The sequence below is a fragment of the Georgenia sp. 311 genome, from assembly GCF_006151955.1.
Classification (GTDB): Bacteria; Actinomycetota; Actinomycetes; order Actinomycetales; family Actinomycetaceae; genus Oceanitalea; species Oceanitalea wutianyii.
Genome location: NZ_VDFS01000039.1, coordinates 13,321 through 31,450 on the forward strand (window position 1 = coordinate 13,321; position 18,130 = coordinate 31,450).

Sequence of the window (18,130 nt, forward strand, 5' to 3'; positions counted from 1 at the left end):
AGCTCGGCCCCTGCCTTGCCGTCACGGGTGATGACGAGGACGGTGTCGTCACCGGCGATCGTGCCGATGACCTCGGGAAGGACGGCGGTGTCGACCGCGGAGGCGAGCAGCTGCGCGGCGCCCGCGGGGGTGCGCAGGACGACCAGCGCGTCGGCGCGGTCCGCGGAGACGAGCAGCTCGCTGCACCAGCGCGCCAGGCGCGCGACGCCGTGCCCCTCCCCGGGGGCCACGGGCGGGGCCATGGCGCCGGCGGCGCCCTCCTCCGGCAGCGCGTAGACCTGCCCGCCGCCGGGCAGGGTGATCTTCCCGGCGCGCAGCTCGACGAGGTCGCGCGAGAGGGTCGCCTGGGTCACCTGGACGCCGTGGGAGGCAAGCTGGGCGCTGAGCTCCCCCTGGGAGGAGATGCGCTGCTGGGACAGGAGTCGGGCGATGAGCGCGTGGCGTGCCGCCCGGGTGACCGGGATGCTCACCGGGCTGCCTCCTCCAGGAGGTGGACGAGCACGGCCTTCTGCGCGTGGCGACGGTTCTCGGCCTCGTCCCAGATGACGGACCGGGGGCCGTCGACGACGTCGGCGGTCGCCTCCATGCCCCGGTAGACCGGCAGGCAGTGGAGGAAGACGGCGTCCGCGCCGCGCGCCATGAGCCGCTCGTCCACCCGGTAGGGCACGAACGGGGACTCCCGCTCCCCCGCCTCGGCCTCCTGCCCCATCGAGACCCACGTGTCGGTGGCGACGGCGGTGACGCCGTCGACGGCCTCGTCGGGGTCGGTGGTGACGAGCACGCTGCCCCCGGTGAGCGCCGCGATCTCCCGCGCCCGCTCGACCACGGCGGGGTCGGGGTTGTAGCCCGCGGGGGCGGCGATGCGCACGTCCATGCCGGCGGTGACGCCGCCGAGGAGGTAGGAGTGGGCCATGTTGTTCGCGCCGTCGCCGAGGTAGGCGAGGGACCGCCCGGCGAGAGCGGGACCCTCGGCGGCCAGGCCGCCGCGGTGCTCGGCGACGGTCTGGAGGTCGGCGAGCACCTGGCACGGGTGGAACTCGTCGGTGAGCGCGTTGACCACCGGCACCGCGCTCACGGCGGCGGCGCGGTCGAGGTTCTGCTGGCCGAAGGTGCGCCAGACGATCGCGGCGACCTGCCGGTCGAGCACCCGCACGGTGTCCTCCACCGACTCCCCGCGGCCCACCTGGGTGCCGGCGGCGTCGAGCACGAGCGGGTAGCCGCCGAGCTCGTGGATGCCGACGGAGAAGGAGACCCGGGTGCGGGTGGAGGCCTTGTCGAACATGACGGCCACGGCCTTGCCCTCCAACGGGCGGGGCGCGACGGCGCCGGCCTTGAGGTCGAGGGCGAGGGCGAGGACGGAGCGCTGGGCGTCGACGGTCAGGTCGTCGTCACGCAGGAAGTGGACGGTCATGCGGAGCCTCCGGCGTCGAGCACGGCGGGCAGGTCGGCGAGGAAGCCGGCGGCCTGCTCCGGGGTGAGGATGAACGGCGGTGCCAGTCGGATCGCGTCGGGCGCCACCGGGTTGACGATGTAGCCGGCGTCCAGCGCCGCGCGCGCGACGTCCTGGGCGACCGGCCGGGTGAGGGTGAGGGCCAGGAGCAGCCCCTCCCCCCGGACCCCGGACACGAGCGGGTGCTCCAGGGCGGTGGCCCCGTCGACGAGCTGGCGGCCCCGCTCGGTGACGGCGTCGAGCAGGCCGTCACGCTCGATGACGTGCATCGTCGCGAGCGCCGCGGCGGAGGCGACCGGGTTGCCGCCGAAGGTCGTGCCGTGCTGGCCCGGTCCCAGGAGCGTGGCCGCGTGCTCACCGAGGGCGACGACGGCGCCCACGGGCAGCCCGCCGGCCATCCCCTTGGCGAGGACGACGACGTCGGGCACGACGCCGCCTCCGATGTGGTCGTGGTGGTGGGCCATCCAGCGCCCGGTGCGGCCCATCCCGGTCTGCACCTCGTCCAGGACGAGGAGCGCGCCGTGGCGGGAGGTGAGCTCGCGGGCCGCGGCGAGGTAGCCGGGGGGCAGCGGACGCACGCCCGCCTCGCCCTGGACGGGCTCGAGGACGAGGGCGGCGACGTCGTCGCCCATGGCGGCGGCGAGCGCATCGACGTCACCGAAGGGCAGGTGCTCGACGCCGCCGGGCAGCGGCTCGAACGGCTCGCGGTAGGCGGCCTTGTGGGTGAGCGCGAGCGCGCCCATCGTCCGGCCGTGGAAGGCCCCCTCGAGGGCGAGGATGCGGGGGCGGGCGGCCCCGCCGTGCCGGCGGGCCAGCTTGAAGGCACCCTCCATCGCCTCGGTGCCGGAGTTCGCGAGGAACACCCGCGAACCGGCGGGCGCCCCGCCCGGCTCGACGACCTCGAGCAGCCGCTCGGCGAGGTGTACCTGGGTGGGGGTGGCGAAGAAGTTCGACACGTGCCCGAGCGTCCCGAGCTGGGCGGAGACGGCCGAGACGAGCGTGGGGTGGGCGTGGCCCAGGGAGTTGACCGCGATGCCCGCGAGCAGGTCGAGGTAGCGGCGGCCGTCGGCGTCCCAGACCCACGCACCCTCCCCGCGCACGAGGACGCGCTGCGGGGGCCCGAACGTGTTCATGAGCGCGTGGGAGTAGCGCTCGGCCCACACGGTCGTCGACTGCTGGGTCTCGGGGACGATGTCGGTCACGGTGCCTCCGGGTGGGTGGACTGGCGGCCCCAGTCGGGCAGGACGAGGGTGCCCACGCCCTCGTCGGTGAAGATCTCCAGCAGCATCGAGTGGGGCAGGCGGCCGTCGACGATGTGCGCCTGCGGGACACCGCCGCGCACCGCCCGCAGGCAGGCCTCCATCTTCGGCACCATGCCCGACTCGAGGTCGGGGAGCATGAGGCTGAGCTCGTCGGCGTGGATGCGCCGGACGATCGAGGAGCGGTCGGGCCACGCGCGGTACAGGCCCTCGACGTCGGTGAGGACGACGAGCTTGCGCGCCCCGAGGGCGATGGCGAGCGCCGCGGCCGCGGTGTCGGCGTTGACGTTGAGCACCTGGCTGCGGTCGGCGACGTCGGGCGCGATCGTCGAGATCACCGGGATGCGCCCGGCGGCGAGGAGGTCCTCGACGGCGGCGGGGTGGACCTCGACGACGTCGCCGACGAGCCCGACGTCCACCGGCTCACCATCGACGACGGCGGTGCGGCGCTCGGCGCGCAGCAGGCCGCCGTCCTCGCCGGAGATGCCGACGGCGTGCGCCGTGCGCTCGTTGAGCAGGGAGACGAGGTCGCGCTGCACCTGGCCGGTGAGGACCATGCGGACCACGGCCATCGCCTCGGGGGTCGTCACCCGCAGCCCGCCGCGGAACTCGGTGGCGATGCCCAGCGTGTCGAGCATCGTGGAGATCTGCGGGCCGCCGCCGTGGACGACGACCGGCTGCATGCCGACCTGGTGGAGGAAGAGGATGTCGGCCGCGAACGCGCGCTGGAGCTGCTCGTCGACCATCGCGTTACCGCCGTACTTGACGACGACGCGGGTGCCGGCGAACCGCTCGAGCCACGGCAGGGCCTGGAGCAGGACCTCGGCCTTCTGCTCGGGGCGGAGGCTGTGCGGGAGCTCGGTCATGTCGAGTACGCGCTGTTCTCGTGGACGTAGTCGTGGGTGAGGTCGTTGGTCCAGACGGTGACGGGCGGGGCGTCACCGGCGTGCAGGGCGACCTCGATGTGGACCTCGCGGCTGCCCGCGAGGTCGACGAGCGAACGGTCATCCCCCACGCCGCCGGCCCGGCAGACCTGGACACCGTTGACGGTGACGTCCAGGGCGAGCGGGTCGTACGGGGCGACGTCCTCGGGGACGGTCCCGGCCGAGGCGATGATGCGACCCCAGTTGGGGTCGTTGCCGAAGATCGCGGTCTTGACGAGGTTGGAGCGGGTGATCGCCCGGGCGACGGCGAGGGCCGCGGGCTCGCTGGTCGCCCCCGTGACGGTGACGGCGACGTCGTGGCTGGCGCCCTCGGCGTCGGCGACGAGCGCGCGGGCGAGCTGCCGGGCCGCCTCGGTGAGCGCGTCCTGGAAGCGCTGCGGGTCCGGGCGCACGCCGCTGGCGCCGGACGCGAGGAGGACGACGGTGTCGTTCGTCGACATCGCGCCGTCGGAGTCGACGCGGTCGAAGGTGAGCCGGGTGGCCTCACGGAGAGCGGCGTCGGCCTGCTCGGTGTCGAGCTCGGCGTCGGTGGTGAGGACGCAGAGCATGGTCGCCAGGGCCGGGGCGAGCATGCCCGCGCCCTTGGCCATGCCGCCCACCGACCAGCCCTCCCCCTCGACGTGCACGGTCTTGGCGACGGTGTCGGTGGTCATGATCGCCTCGGCGGCGTCGGGGCCGCCGTCGGCGGACAGGGCCGCTGCCGCGGCGGTGACACCCGCGGTCAGCGCCGGCATGTCGAGCCGCTCGCCGATGAGGCCGGTGGAGCAGACGACGACGTCCCCGGCGGAGACGCCGAGGAGCTCCCCGACGTGCTCGGCCGTCCGGTGGGTGTCGAGGAAGCCCTCGGGCCCGGTGCAGGCGTTCGCACCGCCGGAGTTGAGGACGACCGCGCGGGCGATCCCGTCCCCGACGGCGGTGCGCGACCACACGACCGGCGCGGCGACGACGCGGTTGGTCGTGAACACGGCGGCGGCGACGGCCGAGGGGCCGTCGTTGACGACGAGCGCGACGTCCTTGCCGCCACTGCTCTTGAGGCCGGCGGCGACGCCGGCGGCCCGGAAGCCCCGGGGGGCGGTGACGGTCACGGGGCGACTCCCACGGTGGTCAGGCCCCGGCCCTCCGGCAGGCCGAGGGCGAGGTTCATCGACTGGACGGCGGCACCGGCGGTGCCCTTGACGAGGTTGTCGATCGCGCAGACGGCGACGACGCGCCCGGCCCGCTCGTCGACGGTCACCTGGACGTGGGCGGTGTTCGCGCCGAGGGTCGCCGCCGTCGTCGGCCACTGCCCCTCGGGGAGCAGGCGGACGAACGTCTCCCCGGCGTAGGCGTCCTCCCACGCGCGGCGGATGTCGGCGGCGCTCGCGGCGGCCGCGAGCGGCGCGGTGACGGTGGCGAGGATGCCGCGGGCCATCGGCACGAGGGTGGGGGTGAAGGAGAGCCGGACGCTCGCGGCGCCGGCGCGGCGCAGGTTCTGCTCGATCTCCGGGACGTGACGGTGGGTGCCGCCGACGGCGTAGGGCGTCGCGGTGCCCAGGCCCTCGCTGGCGAGCAGGTGCGGCTTGAGCGACTTTCCCGCCCCGGAGTACCCGTTGGCGAGGACGGCGACGACGTCGGACGGGTCGACGACGCCGGCGCTCACGCCGGGCTGGAGGGCGAGGGTGATCGCGGTGACGTTGCAGCCGGGGACGGCGACGGTGCGCGCCGTGCGCAGGACCTCGCGCTGCGCGGCGGCGGTGCCTGTCTCCCCCGCGTGGCGTAGCTCGGGCATGCCGTAGGGCCAGGCGCCGGCGAAGGTGCCGCCGTAGAAGTGCTCCCAGTCCGCGGCGTCCTCGAGGCGGTGGTCGGCGCCGCAGTCGAGGAGGAGGGGCGTGGGGCCCTCGAGCGTCTCGAGCGCGGCGGTGAGCTCACCGGAGGCGCCGTGGGGCAGGGCGAGGACGACGACGTCGTGCTCCGCCAGGCGCGCCGGGTCGGTCGGCTCGATGACGCGGCCCGCGAGAGGCAGCAGGTGGGGCTGGTGCTTGCCGAGGAGGTCCCCGGCGCTGGAGCTCGCGGTGAGCGCGCCGATCTCGACGTCGGGGTGCGCGAGGAGCAGTCGCAGGACCTCACCACCCGCGTACCCGCTCGCACCGGCTACGGCCACAGACACAGTCACCCGTATAACTATACACGCCCCTGCATGCACGAAGGCACCACCCCCCGGCCCCCTGCCCGGACGAACGTCCCTGGCGCTCCGTCGTGAGCCGGGTCACAGTGGGGTATGCGAATCCTCGTCGTCTCCGCCTCGAAGCACTCGGCCACCTCCGAGATCGCCGCGGCGATCTCGACGGGGCTGGAATCACTCGGCCACACGGTCCGGCACGAACCCGCCCAGAGCGCCGACATCGGCGACGCCGAGGCCGTCGTCCTCGGCTCCGCCGTCTACATGTCGCGCTGGATGGCGCACGCGCGCGACTTCGCCGAGCGGCACGCCGCCGAGCTGGCCAAACTGCCCACCTGGGTGTTCTCCGTCGGCCTGGCCGGAGCCGAGGCCGACGAGCCGGAGAAGGTCGAGCCGCGGATCGTCGCGGCCGTCGACCCGGTCGGGACCGCGACCTTTGCCGGCCGCATCGACCCGGAGCTGCTCAACTTCCGCGAGCGCTCGGTCGCCCGGCTCGTCAAGGCGCCGCAGGGGGACCTGCGCGACTGGGACGCCGTCGACGCCTTCTCCCGCCGCATCGACGCCGAGCTCGCCGAGCACCTCGCCCCCGGCAGCTAGGACGCCGGTCCTCGCCGGTGCGTACGGCGTCAGGACCGGACGGTGAGGACGGGCGGCAGGTCGAGGTAGCTGGCGTACCGCGCGGCGGCCGCCTCGAGGGCCGCGAGCTCCACAGGACCGAGTGGGCGGTAGGCCTCGACGTCGAACCGGACCGTGCTCCCCAGCGTGCGTCGCATGCTGCCGACGATCTGGCCGCCGACGAGGGCGATCCCGATCGCCGTCTCGCGCCCCCGCGGCACGATGCCGGCGACGTCGAGCACCATCCGGCTGTCCTGGTAGCCGCGGTAGATCTCGTCGAGCAGCAGGAGCAGGTGCCCGGCGGGCTCCTGCTCCTCCCCCGACGGCGGGGCGCCGGCGGGGTCGTGCCAGAACGTCCGCCCGTCGTGCTCGAAGGAGGCGAGCCGGTGGCGGCTGGCGGCGATCGCCCGGCGCGCGTCGGTGAGGGTGAGCGTGGCCCAGTAGGCGAGGTCGCGCTCGGTGGCCGGTCCGTGACCGCCGAGATAGCGCCACGCCAGCTCGGCGAGCGCCTCCTCCCGGTCGAACCGGGACGGCGCGACGACGCGGTCGGCGTACCGCGCGTAGGTGTGGGTGGTCCCGCGCTCGCGGCCGCTGACGATCAGCCGGTCGAGCTCGAGCAGGCCGAGGAAGAGCATGAAGGCGTGGCCGGTGAGGGCGATCCCGTGCGCGGCGACCACAGCGGCGAGCTCGGTGCGGTCACGGTCCGGCTCGGTGGCGAGGTGCTCGAGGACGACGACGCCCGCCCGGTCGAGCACAGCGGACGTCAACCCCAGGTCGGCGAGCTGACGCTCGAAGACGGGGCGGTTGCGCGGCGCGGTGAGCCGCAGCAGCCAGTCGACATCGGCCGCGGCGACGTAGTGCCAGGTGGGCCGCAGGACGTGCGTGCGCACCACCGCCCCCTCGGCGAGCAGCTCGTCCAGCTCGCCCGCGGTGCGGCCGGAGGTGCGGGAGGCCACCGACCAGCCGGACTGGCCCCGGTTCTCGGCCTGGACGGCGAGCAGGCCGGTGACGACGTCGAGCACCGAGCCGTGGTGCGGGGCGACGAGTCGCTGGGTCGCCAGGCGCCACCGGGCGACGTCCCTGTCGGTGAGCATGCGCCGACCCTAGGGGCCGATGCGGTCATCTCGTGACCGCTTCTGCGGTGCTCTCGGGTCGCGGACCGCAGCGGCGTCCAGTTCGATGGGCGCACCTCTACAGCAAGGAGTTGTGCGATGGACACGTGGGTCTGGATCGTCATCGGCGTCATCGTCCTGGCGATCGTCGTCGTGGCCGTGCTCGTGGCAAGCAGGAAGCGCGCCGAGCGGGAGAAGGTCGAGCGTGCCCGGCGCGACGAGGAGAACCGGCAGCGCGCGCGCCACCTGCGCCGCGAGGCCGAGGACCAGGAGATCGAGGCCAAGGAGCGCCACGCGTCCGCCGCGGAGGCGCAGGCCGTGGCAGAGCGGGCGCGGGTGGATGCCGAGCGCAAGGAGCGTGAGGCCCGGGAGCGGGCCGAGTCGGCCGACGAGGTGCGCGAGCGGGTGGAGCAGCAGCGCGCGCAGGCCGACGCGCTCGACCCGGACGTCACGGACGGGTCCACGGGCACCGAGCCCGACCACGAGGCGAGGACCCGGGCCGAGGCGCAGGCAGGGCCCACGGCCCCGGCTCCGGACCCGACTCCGGACCAGGCCCAGGCCGAGCACCCCGCCCACGGGCGGCACGCTGCCGGCGACGCCCCGGAGGCGCCGGCCCGCTGACGGACCAGTGCCGGCCGGACATGGCGACGCCGGGACGTGCCTCGGTGGGCGGGGCACGTCCCGGCGTCGCTGTGCGAGGGGTCAGGCGGGGGGCTTGACCACCCGCAGCCGCCGCTCCTCGGGGGCGAGGCCCCGGGCGGCGAGCGCGCGGAGCGAGTCGGGGGTGTCGGCCCCGACGCGCACGTAGCACCCGGACAGCGCGTCGAGCCCGCCACCGGCGAGCGCGACGACGAGGGCGACGACGTCGGCCGGCTCGGTCCAGTCGGTGCGGTCGGCGTGCATGCACATCGACGTCGTCATGTCGGTGCGCACGACGCCGGGGGCGAGCTCGAAGCTGCGCAGCCCCTGCGCGAAGCCGGCCTCGTGCAGCGCCCCGCCGATACGGAACAGCGCCGTCTTGGACACGTAGTAGGCCGTGGCGTCGACGCCGTCACGGGTGCCCGCGCCGGAGTTGACGTCGATGACCCGACCCCCGCCCCGGGCGAGCATCCCCGGCACGACGGCGCGGGCAAGGAGGAACGGGCCGCGCACGTTCGTCTCGACGACCGACCACCACGTCTCGGGGTCGGCCTCCCACAGCGGCACCTCGGGGTCGATGGCGCCGGCGTTGTTCACCAGCAGGTCGATCGACCCGAGCTCGGCCTCGGCGCGCGCGACCGCGCGCTGCACGGCGGCGACGTCGGTGACGTCGGCGGGGAGGACGACCGCGCGCACGCCCGCGGCGCGGACCTCCTCGGCGGTCTCCTCGAGCCTGCGCTCGTCCCGCGCCAGGAGGGCGACGTCGAGCCCGGCGGCGGCCAGGCCCAGGGCCAGGGCCCGCCCGATGCCCCGGGAGGCCCCGGAGACGAGGGCGGTGCGGGCCGCCGGGACCTCAGCCACGGAGCACCGCGCCGACCCGCTCGGCCGCGAGGGCGACGACCCGCTCGCGCACGGCGGCGGTCTCCTCGGCCGTGAGCGTGCGGTCCGGGGCGCGCAGCCGCAGCGCGAAGGCGAGGGACTTCTTGCCCTCGCCGAGCTGCTCGCCGGTGTAGAGGTCGAAGAGCCGGACGTCCTCACCGAGCTCGCCGGCGCCCTCGCGGACGAGGGCGAGCACCTCCCCGGCCGGCACGTCGGCGTCGACGACGAGCGCGATGTCCTCCTTGCTCGGCGGGTAGGTGGAGACGGGCACCGGGACGACCAGCGCGTCCTCACCGGCTGCGCTCAGCGCGTCGAGGTCGAGCTCGAAGGCGACGGCGCCGCGCGGCAGGTCGAAGGCGGCCGCGACGCGCGGGTGCAGGGCACCGGCGTGGCCGACGACGGCGCCTCCCGCACGGACCTCGGCGCACTGGCCGGGGTGCCAGGGGGCGCGCTCGGCGGCAGCGAGCTCGACGCTCACGCCGACGGCCTCGGCGACGGCATGGACGGCGTCGACGGCGTCGGTCCAGTCGGCGGGGCGGCCCGGCCCCTGGACGCCGTCGGGCACGACCTTGCCGGTGATGACGCCCGCGACGTGGCGCGGCTGGCGCGGCACGGCGGCGGCGATGGCGGCGAGCTCGGCGTCCGAGGGACGCCCGCCGACGCCGGGCGAGGAGGCCACGCCCACCCCGGCGGGCCGGGTGACGAGCCCGAGCTCGTAGACGCGGGTGTCCTCCAGGCCGCGGCCGACGTTGCGGCGCGCGGTGTCCAGGAGCGTGTCGAGGAGCGTCGTGCGCATGAGGGGCGCGTCGTCGGCCATGGGGTTGGCCAGGCGCAGCGCGACGCGGCGCTCGTCGTCGGCGGGGAGCTGCTGACGGTCGTGGGTGTCCCCGACGAACGGGTAGGACAGCACCTCGACGAGCCCGAGGTCGGCCAGCGCCCGGGCGACGTCCCGCCGGCGGACCTGGTCGGCGGTGAGGCCGCGCCCTGCGGGGGCCGCGGGCAGGACCGTGGGGATGTTGTCGTAGCCGTCGAGGCGGGCGACCTCCTCGACGAGGTGGGCCGGGCCGACGAGGTCGGGCCGCCAGCTCGGCGGGGTCACGGTGACCACCCCGTCCTCCGGCTCGGAGACGGTGGCGCCGATCTCGCGGAGGAGGGCGACCACGCGCTCGGCCGGGTAGTCCACGCCGGTGAGGCGGCGCGGCTCGTCCAGTCGCATACGCACCGGCGCGGGCCGGGCGGTGCGGTCGAGGTCGGAGACGGCCGGGTCGGCGGTGCCGCCGCCGTACTCGACGAGCAGGTCGACGGCGCGCTGCGCGGCGACGGCCTGCAGCCGCGGGTCGACGCCGCGCTCGAAGCGCTTGGCGGCCTCGCTGGGCAGCTTGTGCCGGCGGGCGGTGCGCGCCACGGAGACCGGGTCGAAGTGCGCGGCCTCGATGAGGACGTCGGTCGTCGTCGCGCTCACCTCGGTCTCGGCGCCGCCCATGACGCCGGCGAGCCCGAGGACGCGCCCGCCGAGCTCGCCGTCGGGCGAGTCGGTGATGAGGAGGTCCTCGATGTGCAGGGTGCGGCGCACGTCGTCGAGGGTGGTGAGCTCGTCCCCCACCCGGCCGCGGCGCACCATGATCGGCGCGTGGACGGTGGCGAGGTCGTAGGCGTGCAGCGGCTGCCCGAGGTCGAGCATGACGTAGTTCGTCACGTCGACGGCGAGGGAGATCGGGCGCATCCCGGCCTGGGTGAGCCGTTCGGTCATCCACGCCGGGGAGGGCGCCGAGGGGTCGATGCCGCGCACGATGCGGGTGACGAAGCGGTCGCAGCCGACGTTGCCGGCGATGGGCGCGGCGTCGTCGACCTCGACGGGGAAGCCGTCCTCGGTCGCGGCGGGCGGCGTCCCCCCGGGGAGGTTCTCCGCCAGCCCGGGGTCGGTGAAGGCCGCGCCGGTGGCGTGGGAGTACTCCCGCGCGATGCCGCGCATGGCGAAGCAGTAGCCACGGTCGGGGGTGACGTTGACCTCGAGCACCTCGGCGCCCAGGCCGAGCAGGGCGATGGCGTCGGAGCCCGGGGCGGGGACCTCGGTGCCGGGGAGGAACTCGCGCAGCACGATGATGCCGGAGTGGTCCTCGCCGAGGCCGAGCTCGCGGGCCGAGCAGATCATGCCGTCGGAGGTGTGGCCGTAGGTCTTGCGGGCGGCGATGTGGAAGTCGCCGGGCAGCGTGGTGCCGGGCAGCGCGACGACGACGTCGTCCCCGACGGTGAAGTTGTGCGCGCCGCAGACGATGCCCCGCGAGGGGACGTCCGCGGGCTCCTTGCCCTCACCGGGGGCGTCGTTGTGCTCCGGGCCGACGTCGACCCGGCAGTAGTTGATCGACTTGCCGTTCTTGTGCTCCTCGGTCACCACGGAGAGCACGCGGCCGACGACGAGCGGGCCGGTCACGGCGGGCGGGATGATCTGCTCGGGCTCCAGGCCGACGCGCACGAGGTCCGCGGCGAGGTCGGCGGCGGTGGTGCCCGGTGCGACGGTGACGTGCTCGGCGAGCCAGCTGAGCGGGACGTACGGCATGGTCAGTGCCCCTTTCCGGTGGTGCCGAACTGGAGGGAGAAGCGCATGTCGCCCTCGACGATGTCGTGCATGTCGGCGATGCCGTGGCGCAGCATGAGGGCGCGTTCGGTGCCGACACCGAAGGCGAAGCCGGTGTACTCCTCGGGGTCGATGCCCGCGGCGAGGAGCACCTGCGGGTTGACCATGCCGCAGCCGCCCCACTCGATCCAGCCGGCGCCGCCCTTCTTCTGGGGGAACCACAGGTCCATCTCGGCGCTCGGCTCGGTGAAGGGGAAGAAGCTCGGGCGCAGGCGGGTGCGGGCCTCGGGGCCGAACATCGCGCGGGCGAAGTGGTCGAGGGTGCCCTTGAGGTGGGCCATGGTCAGGCCCTTGTCGACGGCGAGCCCCTCGACCTGGTGGAACACCGGGGTGTGGGTGGCGTCGAGGGCGTCGTTGCGGAACACCTTGCCGGGGCAGGCGATGTAGATCGGCAGCTCGCGGCTGAGCATGGTGCGCGCCTGGACCGGGGAGGTGTGGGTGCGCAGGACGAGGCCGGGGGTCTCCTGCTCGGCGGTGCCCTGGACGTAGAAGGTGTCGGCCATCTGGCGGGCCGGGTGGTCCGGGCCGTGGTTGAGCGCGTCGAAGTTCAGCCACTCGTGCTCGACCTCGGGGCCCTCGGCGATGTCCCAGCCCATGGAGACGAAGAAGTCGCCGATCTCCTCCTGGATGGTCTCCAGGGGGTGGCGGGCGCCGCGCGGACGACGCTCGACGGGCAGGGTGACGTCGACCCGCTCCTCGCGCAGCCGGCGCTCCTCCTCCTGCGCCTCGAGCTCGCTCTGGCGGGCGGCGATCGCCTGCTGGAGCCGGCCGCGCGCCTGGCCGAGGAGCTTGCCCGCGGTCGCCTTGTCCTTGGGGTCGAGGCGCCCGATCTCGCGGTTGGCGAGGGTGAGTGGGGCGGCGTCGCCGGTGTGCGCGAGCCGCGCCGTCTTGAGCTCCTCGAGGGTGGCAGCCGCGGCGAGGGCGGCCAGGCCGGCCTCGACGGCTGCCGCGACGCCGTCGGCGTCGAGGGGGGACAGAGGTGAAGTGGTCATGCGAACCTTCCGAGCGTCGTCGTGCCTGTCGGCATCCAGCACAGGACTGTAGTCGTGGTGCCCGCTCGGGCTCGGGGGCGTCCGCTACGGTGCGGAGCCGGGGCGCCTCAGCGCTGGGCCCGAACGGGCCTGCTAAATCGGCTCTCACCCCACATGCGCCCCACCTTACCGGCCGCCCTCCCGGGGGGCGTGCGGAGTTGCCGAGGTCACGCCTGCTCGCCCGTGAGCGGCAGCCTCGCCCTGACCTCGTGGAGCGGGCCGCCGCTGCGGCCGGCCCCAAGGTGGGACTCGACGAGCTCGACCTCCCGCGCCGTCCACTCCGGGCCGCGGTAGACGGACAGGGCGCGGGCGACCGCGGGCAGGTCGACGGCAGGACCACGCCCCGGACGACGGTCGCCGCGGCCCGAGCGCCGCCGGCGGTCGGACCTCTCCCGCTGTGCGCGGGCACTGAGCCGGGCGACGGTGAGGTGCGCCCGGTGCCGGTCGCGGGGCTCGAGGCGCGAGATGTCCTCCCCCGCCGCCTCGACCCGACCCATGAGGAGGGTGAGGGCCCGCTCGTCTCCGTCGACGACGCGGACCCCCACCCAGAGGGTCGCGCCGGAGAAGACGCCCGCGCCGGCGAGCTGTACCTGCAGCGGCGCGGTGCTCGCGGTGACGGCGCCGAGCGCCTCGGCGAGGTCGTCGAGCGCGCCGTCGGGCACCTCGCCGTAGAACGCGAGCGTGACGTGGCGCTGCTCGGGCGGGACCCAGCGCAGCGGCGGCGGCCCGGCGTCGAGGGAGCCGGGGGCGACGCCGTCGAGGGCGTGGGCGAGGTGCTCGAGCACCTCGGCCGGGGGCCGGAAGGAGGCGAAGAGCCGCATGCCGCCATCCCACCACGGCCGGCCGACCGACCCCACCTCTGGGACGCCCCTTTGCGGTGCGCCGGGTCGGCTGCAGGGGGTGTCCCCGGGCCGGGAGGGGTGTCCCAGGCGGTTGTGTGGGGGCGGGGCTGGGTCAGTCGGGGGCGCGGCGCTGGGCACGCGCGGAGGCGTAGAGGCACAGCGTCGCGGCCGTCGCGACGTTGAGGGACTCGGCCAGCCCGTGGATGGGCACCCGCACGACGGCGTCGGCCAGGTCCCGCTCCTCGGGGCGCAGTCCGTGGGCCTCGTTCCCGAAGAGCCAGGCGGTGGGCCGGCGCAGGTCCGGCACGACCGCGTCGGGCACGGGGGCGAGGGCGGCGTCGGCGAGGTCGTCGACGTCCCACTCACCGTCCGCGGCGGCCGCGAGCACCTGGAGGCCGTCGGCGCGCAGCCGGGCCGTCGTCGCGACGAGGTCCTCCACCGGCACGACGGGCAGGTGGAACAGCGACCCGGCCGTCGACCGGACGACCTTGGGGTTGTGCGGGTCCGCGCTGTCCGGGCCGAGGACGACGGCGTCGGCCCCGGCGGCGTCGGCAGCGCGGACGATGGTGCCGAGGTTGCCCGGGTCCGCCGCCCACGGCAGGACGGCGACCAGCCGCAGCGGCCCGGCGGGCAGCGCGACGTCGGGCTCGGTGCGGACGACGGCGAGCGCGCCCTGGGCGTCCCCGCTCATCGCCGCGAGGACCTCGGGGGTGGCGAGGTGGACGTGGCGCACGGTCACGCGTGCCTCGGCGAGGATCTCGGGGTGGCGGTCGGCCGCCTCCTCGGTGAGGTAGAGGTCGCGCACCCGCTCGGGCGCGTGCCGGACCACCTCACGCACGCCCTGCGGGCCCTCGACGAGGAACTGGCCGTGGCGCCGACGTGCCGAACGCCCGGACAGCCGCTTGACCATCGCGACCCGATCGGATCGGGGGTTGGTCAGCAGGTCCGGGCGTTCGGTCATCGAAGGTGTCAGGCGACGGGCGCGTTGACGTCCTCGGGAAGGTTCGCCTTGGCGAGCTCGACGAGCTTGGCGAAGGCAGCCGGCTCGTTGACCGCGAGCTCGGCGAGCATGCGGCGGTCGACCTCGACACCAGCGGCCTTGAGGCCCTGGATGAAGCGGTTGTAGGTCATGCCCTCGGCGCGGACCGCAGCGTTGATGCGCTGGATCCAGAGCCGGCGGAAGTCACCCTTGCGCGCCTTGCGGTCGCGGTAGTTGTAGGTGAGCGAGTGGGTGACCTGCTCCTTGGCCTTGCGGTACAGGCGCGAGCGCTGGCCGCGGTAACCGCTGGCCCGCTCGAGGGTCGTCCTGCGCTTCTTGTGGGCGTTGACCGCCCGCTTGACGCGTGCCACGTCTTGTCTCCTTAGTAGTGGGGCGGCTTACTTGCCGAGCAGCTTCTTGATCCCGGGGGCGTCAGCCGCCGAGACCGCCTTGTCCAGGGCCAGGCGGCGGGTGCGCCGGCTGGACTTGGCCTCGAAGAGGTGCCGGCGGTTCGCCTGCTCGCGCATGAGCTTGCCGCTACCGGTGGTGCGGAAACGCTTCTTGGCACCGGAGTGCGTCTTGTTCTTCGGCATTGTCTCTTCCTTACTCCGGGCCGTGCCCGGGCACGGCCATGTCTGCCGGCTGGCGCCGGTTCCTGGCGTCGCGTAGCGGCTGCTACGCCTCCTGCTCGGTCTGCTCGACCGGCGTCGTCTCGGCCTGCTCGACCGACTGCTCGGACTGCTGGGCCTCGGCGGCCTCGGCCTCCTTGCGCTCGCGGGTGCGGCGCTGCTCGCTCTTCGCCCCGCCCTGCTTCTTCTTGTGCGGGCCGATGACCATGGTCATGTTTCGGCCGTCCAGCCGCGGGGAGCTCTCGATCGAGCCGAGGTCGCTGACGTCCTCGGCGAGGCGCTGCAGCAGGCGCATGCCCATCTCCGGGCGCGACTGCTCACGCCCGCGGAACATGATCATGACCTTGACCTTGTCGCCGCCCTCGAGGAACCGGACGACGTGCCCCTTCTTGGTGGCGTAGTCGTGCGGGTCGATCTTGAGGCGGAACCGGATCTCCTTGAGCGAGGTGTTGGCCTGGTTCCGACGTGCCTCGCGCGCCTTCTGGGCGGACTCGTACTTGAACTTTCCGTAGTCCATGAGCTTGGCCACGGGGGGACGCGCGTCAGGCGCGACCTCCACGAGGTCCAGATCGGCCTCCTGGGCCAGACGCAGTGCGTCCTCGACGCGGACGACACCCACCTGCTCACCGCCCGGTCCCACAAGGCGGACCTCGGGGACTCGGATGCGGTCGTTGATACGGGGCTCGCTGATGTGCTGCTCCTCCTGCTCGTCGCGGTCTGCTTACGAAGAAGGCCTCCGTTCGCAGGTGCGCACGGAGGCCTCGCAGGGTCGCTGCACGGCGGGTGCCGTACGAGGAGACTTGCGTCTCCAACGACCTGGACCCAGCCCCTGTCGCTCTTGCGAGACGGTCGGGACGAGGTGGGAGAGAGCTCCGCTTGCACACCGGAACGTACGTCCCGGTCGGTCAGTCTGAGAGACTAGCACGCATGACCAGCCGCATGCACGGGGCCGAGGGTGCCACGAGCGCCTCCCCCGTCAGCGTACCCGCGGACTTCCCGCCGGGTCCGCCGCCCTCCGCCTCCCCACGTGGGGCAGATCACCGCCCGCGCCGACGCTGGGTGGTGCCCGTCCTCACGGTCGCGCTCGTCCTCGCGCTCGGCGCGAGCGGCTACCTCCTCGTCCTCGCCCGCGCGTGGGAGGACCGCGCCGCGGAGGTCGACGACGTCGCACGGGAGCTCGGGGCCGAGCTCGCCGATGCCCGCACCGACCTGGAGGAGACCCGCGGGACGCTCGCGCTCGTCGAGACCCAGCTCGAGGGCGCGCAGGAGCAGATCCACGAGCTCGCCGACACGGTCGCCCAGACGGGCGACGACCGGGAGGTCCAGCGGCAGGTGGCGGAGTACCAGGGCGAGCTGTTCGCCGCGGCGGCCGGGGTCACCGGCACGATGGCCGGGTGCATCAGCGACCAGCAGGACTACGTGCTGGCGCTCGAGGGCGAGCTCACCCGGCGCGCGCAGGCGGAGCAGGCCTCCCCCTCCCCCGCCCCCACGGACGGCGCCGCGGAGGCCCAGCCCGACCTCCGCTCGCTCCGCGAGGCGCTCGTCACCTCCTGCCAGGAGGCGGCCGAGGCGCACGAGGACCTCACCCGCAGGCTGAGCGACTCATGAGGCGACCCGCCCGCGCCGGGGTGATCGCTGCCGCCACGCTCGCGCTGACGGCCTGCGGGGTCGTGCCGCAGCTGCCCGGCGAGCTGCCGACCGACTACGTCCCCGAGGTCCCCGCCCCCTCCGTCTCCGACCCCGGGGCGCTGTCCGCCGACGGCGTGGACGCCGCCGAGCGCATGGCGGTGCGGATCCGCAACGTCGGGTGCGGGGAGCTGAGCACCGGCTCGGGCTTCGCGCTGGACGAGCGCACCGTCATCACCAACCGGCACGTCGTCGCCGACGCCGACCGGATCCAGATCTCCACCTACGACGGCCGCGAGATCGACGCCGTCTCCGCGAGCGTCGCCGACGTCGCGGACCTCGCCCTGCTCCGCACCGCCGAGCCGCTGGCCACGGTGCCCGGCCTCGCCGAGGTCGACGCCGAGGTCGGCGAGCCGGTGACGGTCGTCGGCTACCCGCGCGGCGGCCAGCTGTCGACGGCGCAGGGGTCGGTGCTCGGCTACGAGCTCGACACCCTCGGCTCGGACCTCGGCATGGTCGGCCGGACGAACGCCCAGGTCGACCACGGCTCCTCGGGCAGCGCCGTCCTCGGCAGCGAGGGCCAGGTGGTCGGCGTCGTCTACGCCATGGACGTGTGGTCCAACAGCTACATGGTGCCGGTGAGCACGCTGCACGACCTCCTCGCCGAGGACGCGTTCGAGCCGCTCACCTCCTGCCGCGAGACCGGCGGCTAGGCCGCCGGGTCCGCCGGCGGGCGCCCCACGACCATCGCGTCCCGCAGCTCCGGGTCGAACACGGCCGCTGTCTGCTCGTCGAGGCGCGCGCCGAGCCCGTCGAGGACGGCGGTGAAGAACGCCCGGGCCGCGGCGGCGTAGACGACGTCGGCGACGTCGGCATCGCTCAGCCCGAGGGCGCGGAGCTCGTCGACGTCGGTCTGCTCGATCGAGGCGGCGTCCGTCGCCACCTTCCCGGCGAACCGCAGGACAGCCTCGTCCACAGGGGAGAGCCCGGCGCCGCCGGCGATGGCACGCACCGCCTCCTCGTCGCCGCACACGTCGCGCAGCGCCGTGGAGTGGGCGGCGGTGCAGTAGGTCGAGCGCACGGCCCGCGCGGCCCCGATGGAGGCGATCTCGTAGCGTCGCCTGTCCATCCCGGAGCGGATGGTGCCGTTGAGGCCGCGCCAGGCGTGAGCGACCTGCGGGCGCGGCGCGAAGCACGCGGCGTAGTTCGGCACGAAGCCCCACACCTCGCGCTCCCCCGCGTAGTACTCCGCGACGTCGGCCTCCTCGGCCCGCCGACCCTCGTCGATGAACATCGACCCAGTGTGCTCCCGCCGGGGAGCCGCGACCAGGG

At 74.7% G+C, this 18,130-nt stretch carries 20 protein-coding genes; 4 read left to right on the forward strand and 16 right to left on the reverse strand.

The genetic code is table 11. The features are described 5' to 3' along the window. The 6 genes from FHE66_RS08080 to argC all read right to left on the reverse strand — a co-directional run. Nucleotides 1-470, reverse strand: a 470-nt coding sequence (locus FHE66_RS08080; protein ID WP_139072506.1) for an arginine repressor, incomplete at its 3' end; no start/stop codon positions are given. Next, nucleotides 467-1,411 carry an ornithine carbamoyltransferase gene (gene argF, locus FHE66_RS08085; protein WP_139072456.1) on the reverse strand — a complete coding sequence of 315 codons (945 nt, stop codon included), beginning with the start codon at nucleotides 1,409-1,411 and terminating at the stop codon, nucleotides 467-469. The genes FHE66_RS08080 and argF, both read right to left, overlap by 4 nt. Next, nucleotides 1,408-2,643: an acetylornithine transaminase gene (locus tag FHE66_RS08090; protein WP_230976626.1), complete on the reverse strand. Its 1,236-nt coding sequence runs from the start codon at nucleotides 2,641-2,643 to the stop codon at nucleotides 1,408-1,410. Before FHE66_RS08090 ends, argF begins: the two co-directional genes overlap by 4 nt. 5 nt (nucleotides 2,644-2,648) lie before the next feature. Beyond that, nucleotides 2,649-3,575, reverse strand: a complete 927-nt coding sequence (gene argB / locus FHE66_RS08095) for an acetylglutamate kinase (RefSeq protein WP_139072458.1) — start codon at nucleotides 3,573-3,575, stop codon at nucleotides 2,649-2,651. Then, a complete protein-coding gene (gene argJ / locus FHE66_RS08100; RefSeq protein ID WP_139072459.1) occupies nucleotides 3,572-4,738 on the reverse strand; it encodes a bifunctional glutamate N-acetyltransferase/amino-acid acetyltransferase ArgJ in 1,167 nt (388 codons plus the stop codon). The genes argB and argJ overlap by 4 nt, the downstream gene beginning before the upstream one ends. Next, the gene (gene argC, locus FHE66_RS08105; RefSeq protein ID WP_255303654.1) at nucleotides 4,735-5,811 is read right to left on the reverse strand and encodes an N-acetyl-gamma-glutamyl-phosphate reductase; all 1,077 of its coding nucleotides are present in this window, start codon (nucleotides 5,809-5,811) and stop codon (nucleotides 4,735-4,737) included. The genes argJ and argC overlap by 4 nt, the downstream gene beginning before the upstream one ends. A gap of 99 nt (nucleotides 5,812-5,910) precedes the next feature. Here argC and FHE66_RS08110 point away from each other — a divergent pair, with 99 nt between their 5' ends. Beyond that, entirely contained in the window at nucleotides 5,911-6,408 is a 498-nt protein-coding gene (locus FHE66_RS08110) for a flavodoxin domain-containing protein (protein WP_139072461.1), read from the forward strand. A gap of 29 nt (nucleotides 6,409-6,437) precedes the next feature. On the opposite strand, the gene FHE66_RS08115 is transcribed toward FHE66_RS08110, so the two are convergent. Further along, a complete protein-coding gene (locus FHE66_RS08115; protein WP_139072462.1) occupies nucleotides 6,438-7,520 on the reverse strand; it encodes a winged helix DNA-binding domain-containing protein in 1,083 nt (360 codons plus the stop codon). Nucleotides 7,521-7,637: 117 nt separating this feature from the next. Between FHE66_RS08115 and FHE66_RS08120 the strand changes: the two genes are divergently transcribed. Beyond that, the gene (locus FHE66_RS08120; RefSeq protein WP_139072463.1) at nucleotides 7,638-8,159 is read left to right on the forward strand and encodes a hypothetical protein; all 522 of its coding nucleotides are present in this window, start codon (nucleotides 7,638-7,640) and stop codon (nucleotides 8,157-8,159) included. Between the two features lie 81 nt (nucleotides 8,160-8,240). On the opposite strand, the gene FHE66_RS08125 is transcribed toward FHE66_RS08120, so the two are convergent. The 8 genes from FHE66_RS08125 to infC form a co-directional block, all read right to left on the reverse strand. After that, a complete protein-coding gene (locus FHE66_RS08125; protein WP_139072464.1) occupies nucleotides 8,241-9,038 on the reverse strand; it encodes an SDR family NAD(P)-dependent oxidoreductase in 798 nt (265 codons plus the stop codon). Continuing rightward, nucleotides 9,031-11,613, reverse strand: coding sequence for a phenylalanine--tRNA ligase subunit beta (gene pheT / locus FHE66_RS08130; protein WP_139072465.1), 2,583 nt, complete (start codon nucleotides 11,611-11,613; stop codon nucleotides 9,031-9,033). The genes FHE66_RS08125 and pheT overlap by 8 nt, the downstream gene beginning before the upstream one ends. 2 nt (nucleotides 11,614-11,615) lie before the next feature. Further along, complete coding sequence (pheS, locus tag FHE66_RS08135) at nucleotides 11,616-12,683, reverse strand: phenylalanine--tRNA ligase subunit alpha (protein WP_139072466.1); 1,068 nt, start codon at nucleotides 12,681-12,683, stop codon at nucleotides 11,616-11,618. A gap of 206 nt (nucleotides 12,684-12,889) precedes the next feature. Then, nucleotides 12,890-13,543 (reverse strand): RNA 2',3'-cyclic phosphodiesterase, encoded by a 654-nt coding sequence (gene thpR / locus FHE66_RS08140; RefSeq protein WP_139072467.1) that lies wholly within the window; start codon nucleotides 13,541-13,543, stop codon nucleotides 12,890-12,892. 133 nt (nucleotides 13,544-13,676) lie between these two features. Next, nucleotides 13,677-14,525, reverse strand: coding sequence for an RNA methyltransferase (locus tag FHE66_RS08145; RefSeq protein WP_139072468.1), 849 nt, complete (start codon nucleotides 14,523-14,525; stop codon nucleotides 13,677-13,679). Between the two features lie 8 nt (nucleotides 14,526-14,533). Further along, complete coding sequence (gene rplT, locus FHE66_RS08150; protein ID WP_139072469.1) at nucleotides 14,534-14,914, reverse strand: 50S ribosomal protein L20; 381 nt, start codon at nucleotides 14,912-14,914, stop codon at nucleotides 14,534-14,536. Between the two features lie 27 nt (nucleotides 14,915-14,941). After that, nucleotides 14,942-15,136: a 50S ribosomal protein L35 gene (rpmI, locus tag FHE66_RS08155; protein ID WP_139072470.1), complete on the reverse strand. Its 195-nt coding sequence runs from the start codon at nucleotides 15,134-15,136 to the stop codon at nucleotides 14,942-14,944. 82 nt (nucleotides 15,137-15,218) lie between these two features. Further along, a complete protein-coding gene (infC, locus tag FHE66_RS08160; RefSeq protein WP_139072471.1) occupies nucleotides 15,219-15,863 on the reverse strand; it encodes a translation initiation factor IF-3 in 645 nt (214 codons plus the stop codon). 371 nt (nucleotides 15,864-16,234) lie between these two features. On the opposite strand from infC, the gene FHE66_RS08165 reads away from it, so the two are divergent. Both FHE66_RS08165 and FHE66_RS08170 read left to right on the forward strand, forming a co-directional pair. Continuing rightward, entirely contained in the window at nucleotides 16,235-16,780 is a 546-nt protein-coding gene (locus FHE66_RS08165) for a hypothetical protein (protein WP_139072472.1), read from the forward strand. Continuing rightward, the gene (locus tag FHE66_RS08170; protein WP_139072473.1) at nucleotides 16,777-17,511 is read left to right on the forward strand and encodes a serine protease; all 735 of its coding nucleotides are present in this window, start codon (nucleotides 16,777-16,779) and stop codon (nucleotides 17,509-17,511) included. The genes FHE66_RS08165 and FHE66_RS08170 overlap by 4 nt, the downstream gene beginning before the upstream one ends. Here FHE66_RS08170 and FHE66_RS08175 read toward each other — a convergent pair. Continuing rightward, entirely contained in the window at nucleotides 17,508-18,092 is a 585-nt protein-coding gene (locus FHE66_RS08175; protein WP_139072474.1) for a carboxymuconolactone decarboxylase family protein, read from the reverse strand. The genes FHE66_RS08170 and FHE66_RS08175 overlap by 4 nt on opposite strands. Nucleotides 18,093-18,130 lie beyond the last annotated feature (38 nt).

Bases quoted from the DNA above. Each gene is read 5' to 3' on its own strand.
- FHE66_RS08110 (WP_139072461.1), top strand. From the start codon at position 5,911: ATGCGAATCCTCGTCGTCTCCGCCTCGAAGCACTCGGCCACCTCCGAG.
- FHE66_RS08170 (WP_139072473.1), top strand. From the start codon at position 16,777: ATGAGGCGACCCGCCCGCGCCGGGGTGATCGCTGCCGCCACGCTCGCG.
- FHE66_RS08115 (WP_139072462.1), bottom strand. From the start codon at position 7,520: ATGCTCACCGACAGGGACGTCGCCCGGTGGCGCCTGGCGACCCAGCGA.
- argB (WP_139072458.1), bottom strand. From the start codon at position 3,575: ATGACCGAGCTCCCGCACAGCCTCCGCCCCGAGCAGAAGGCCGAGGTC.
- pheT (WP_139072465.1), bottom strand. From the start codon at position 11,613: ATGCCGTACGTCCCGCTCAGCTGGCTCGCCGAGCACGTCACCGTCGCA.
- argF (WP_139072456.1), bottom strand. From the start codon at position 1,411: ATGACCGTCCACTTCCTGCGTGACGACGACCTGACCGTCGACGCCCAG.
- FHE66_RS08120 (WP_139072463.1), top strand. From the start codon at position 7,638: ATGGACACGTGGGTCTGGATCGTCATCGGCGTCATCGTCCTGGCGATC.
- pheS (WP_139072466.1), bottom strand. From the start codon at position 12,683: ATGACCACTTCACCTCTGTCCCCCCTCGACGCCGACGGCGTCGCGGCA.
- FHE66_RS08145 (WP_139072468.1), bottom strand. From the start codon at position 14,525: ATGACCGAACGCCCGGACCTGCTGACCAACCCCCGATCCGATCGGGTC.
- rpmI (WP_139072470.1), bottom strand. From the start codon at position 15,136: ATGCCGAAGAACAAGACGCACTCCGGTGCCAAGAAGCGTTTCCGCACC.
- thpR (WP_139072467.1), bottom strand. From the start codon at position 13,543: ATGCGGCTCTTCGCCTCCTTCCGGCCCCCGGCCGAGGTGCTCGAGCAC.
- FHE66_RS08175 (WP_139072474.1), bottom strand. From the start codon at position 18,092: ATGTTCATCGACGAGGGTCGGCGGGCCGAGGAGGCCGACGTCGCGGAG.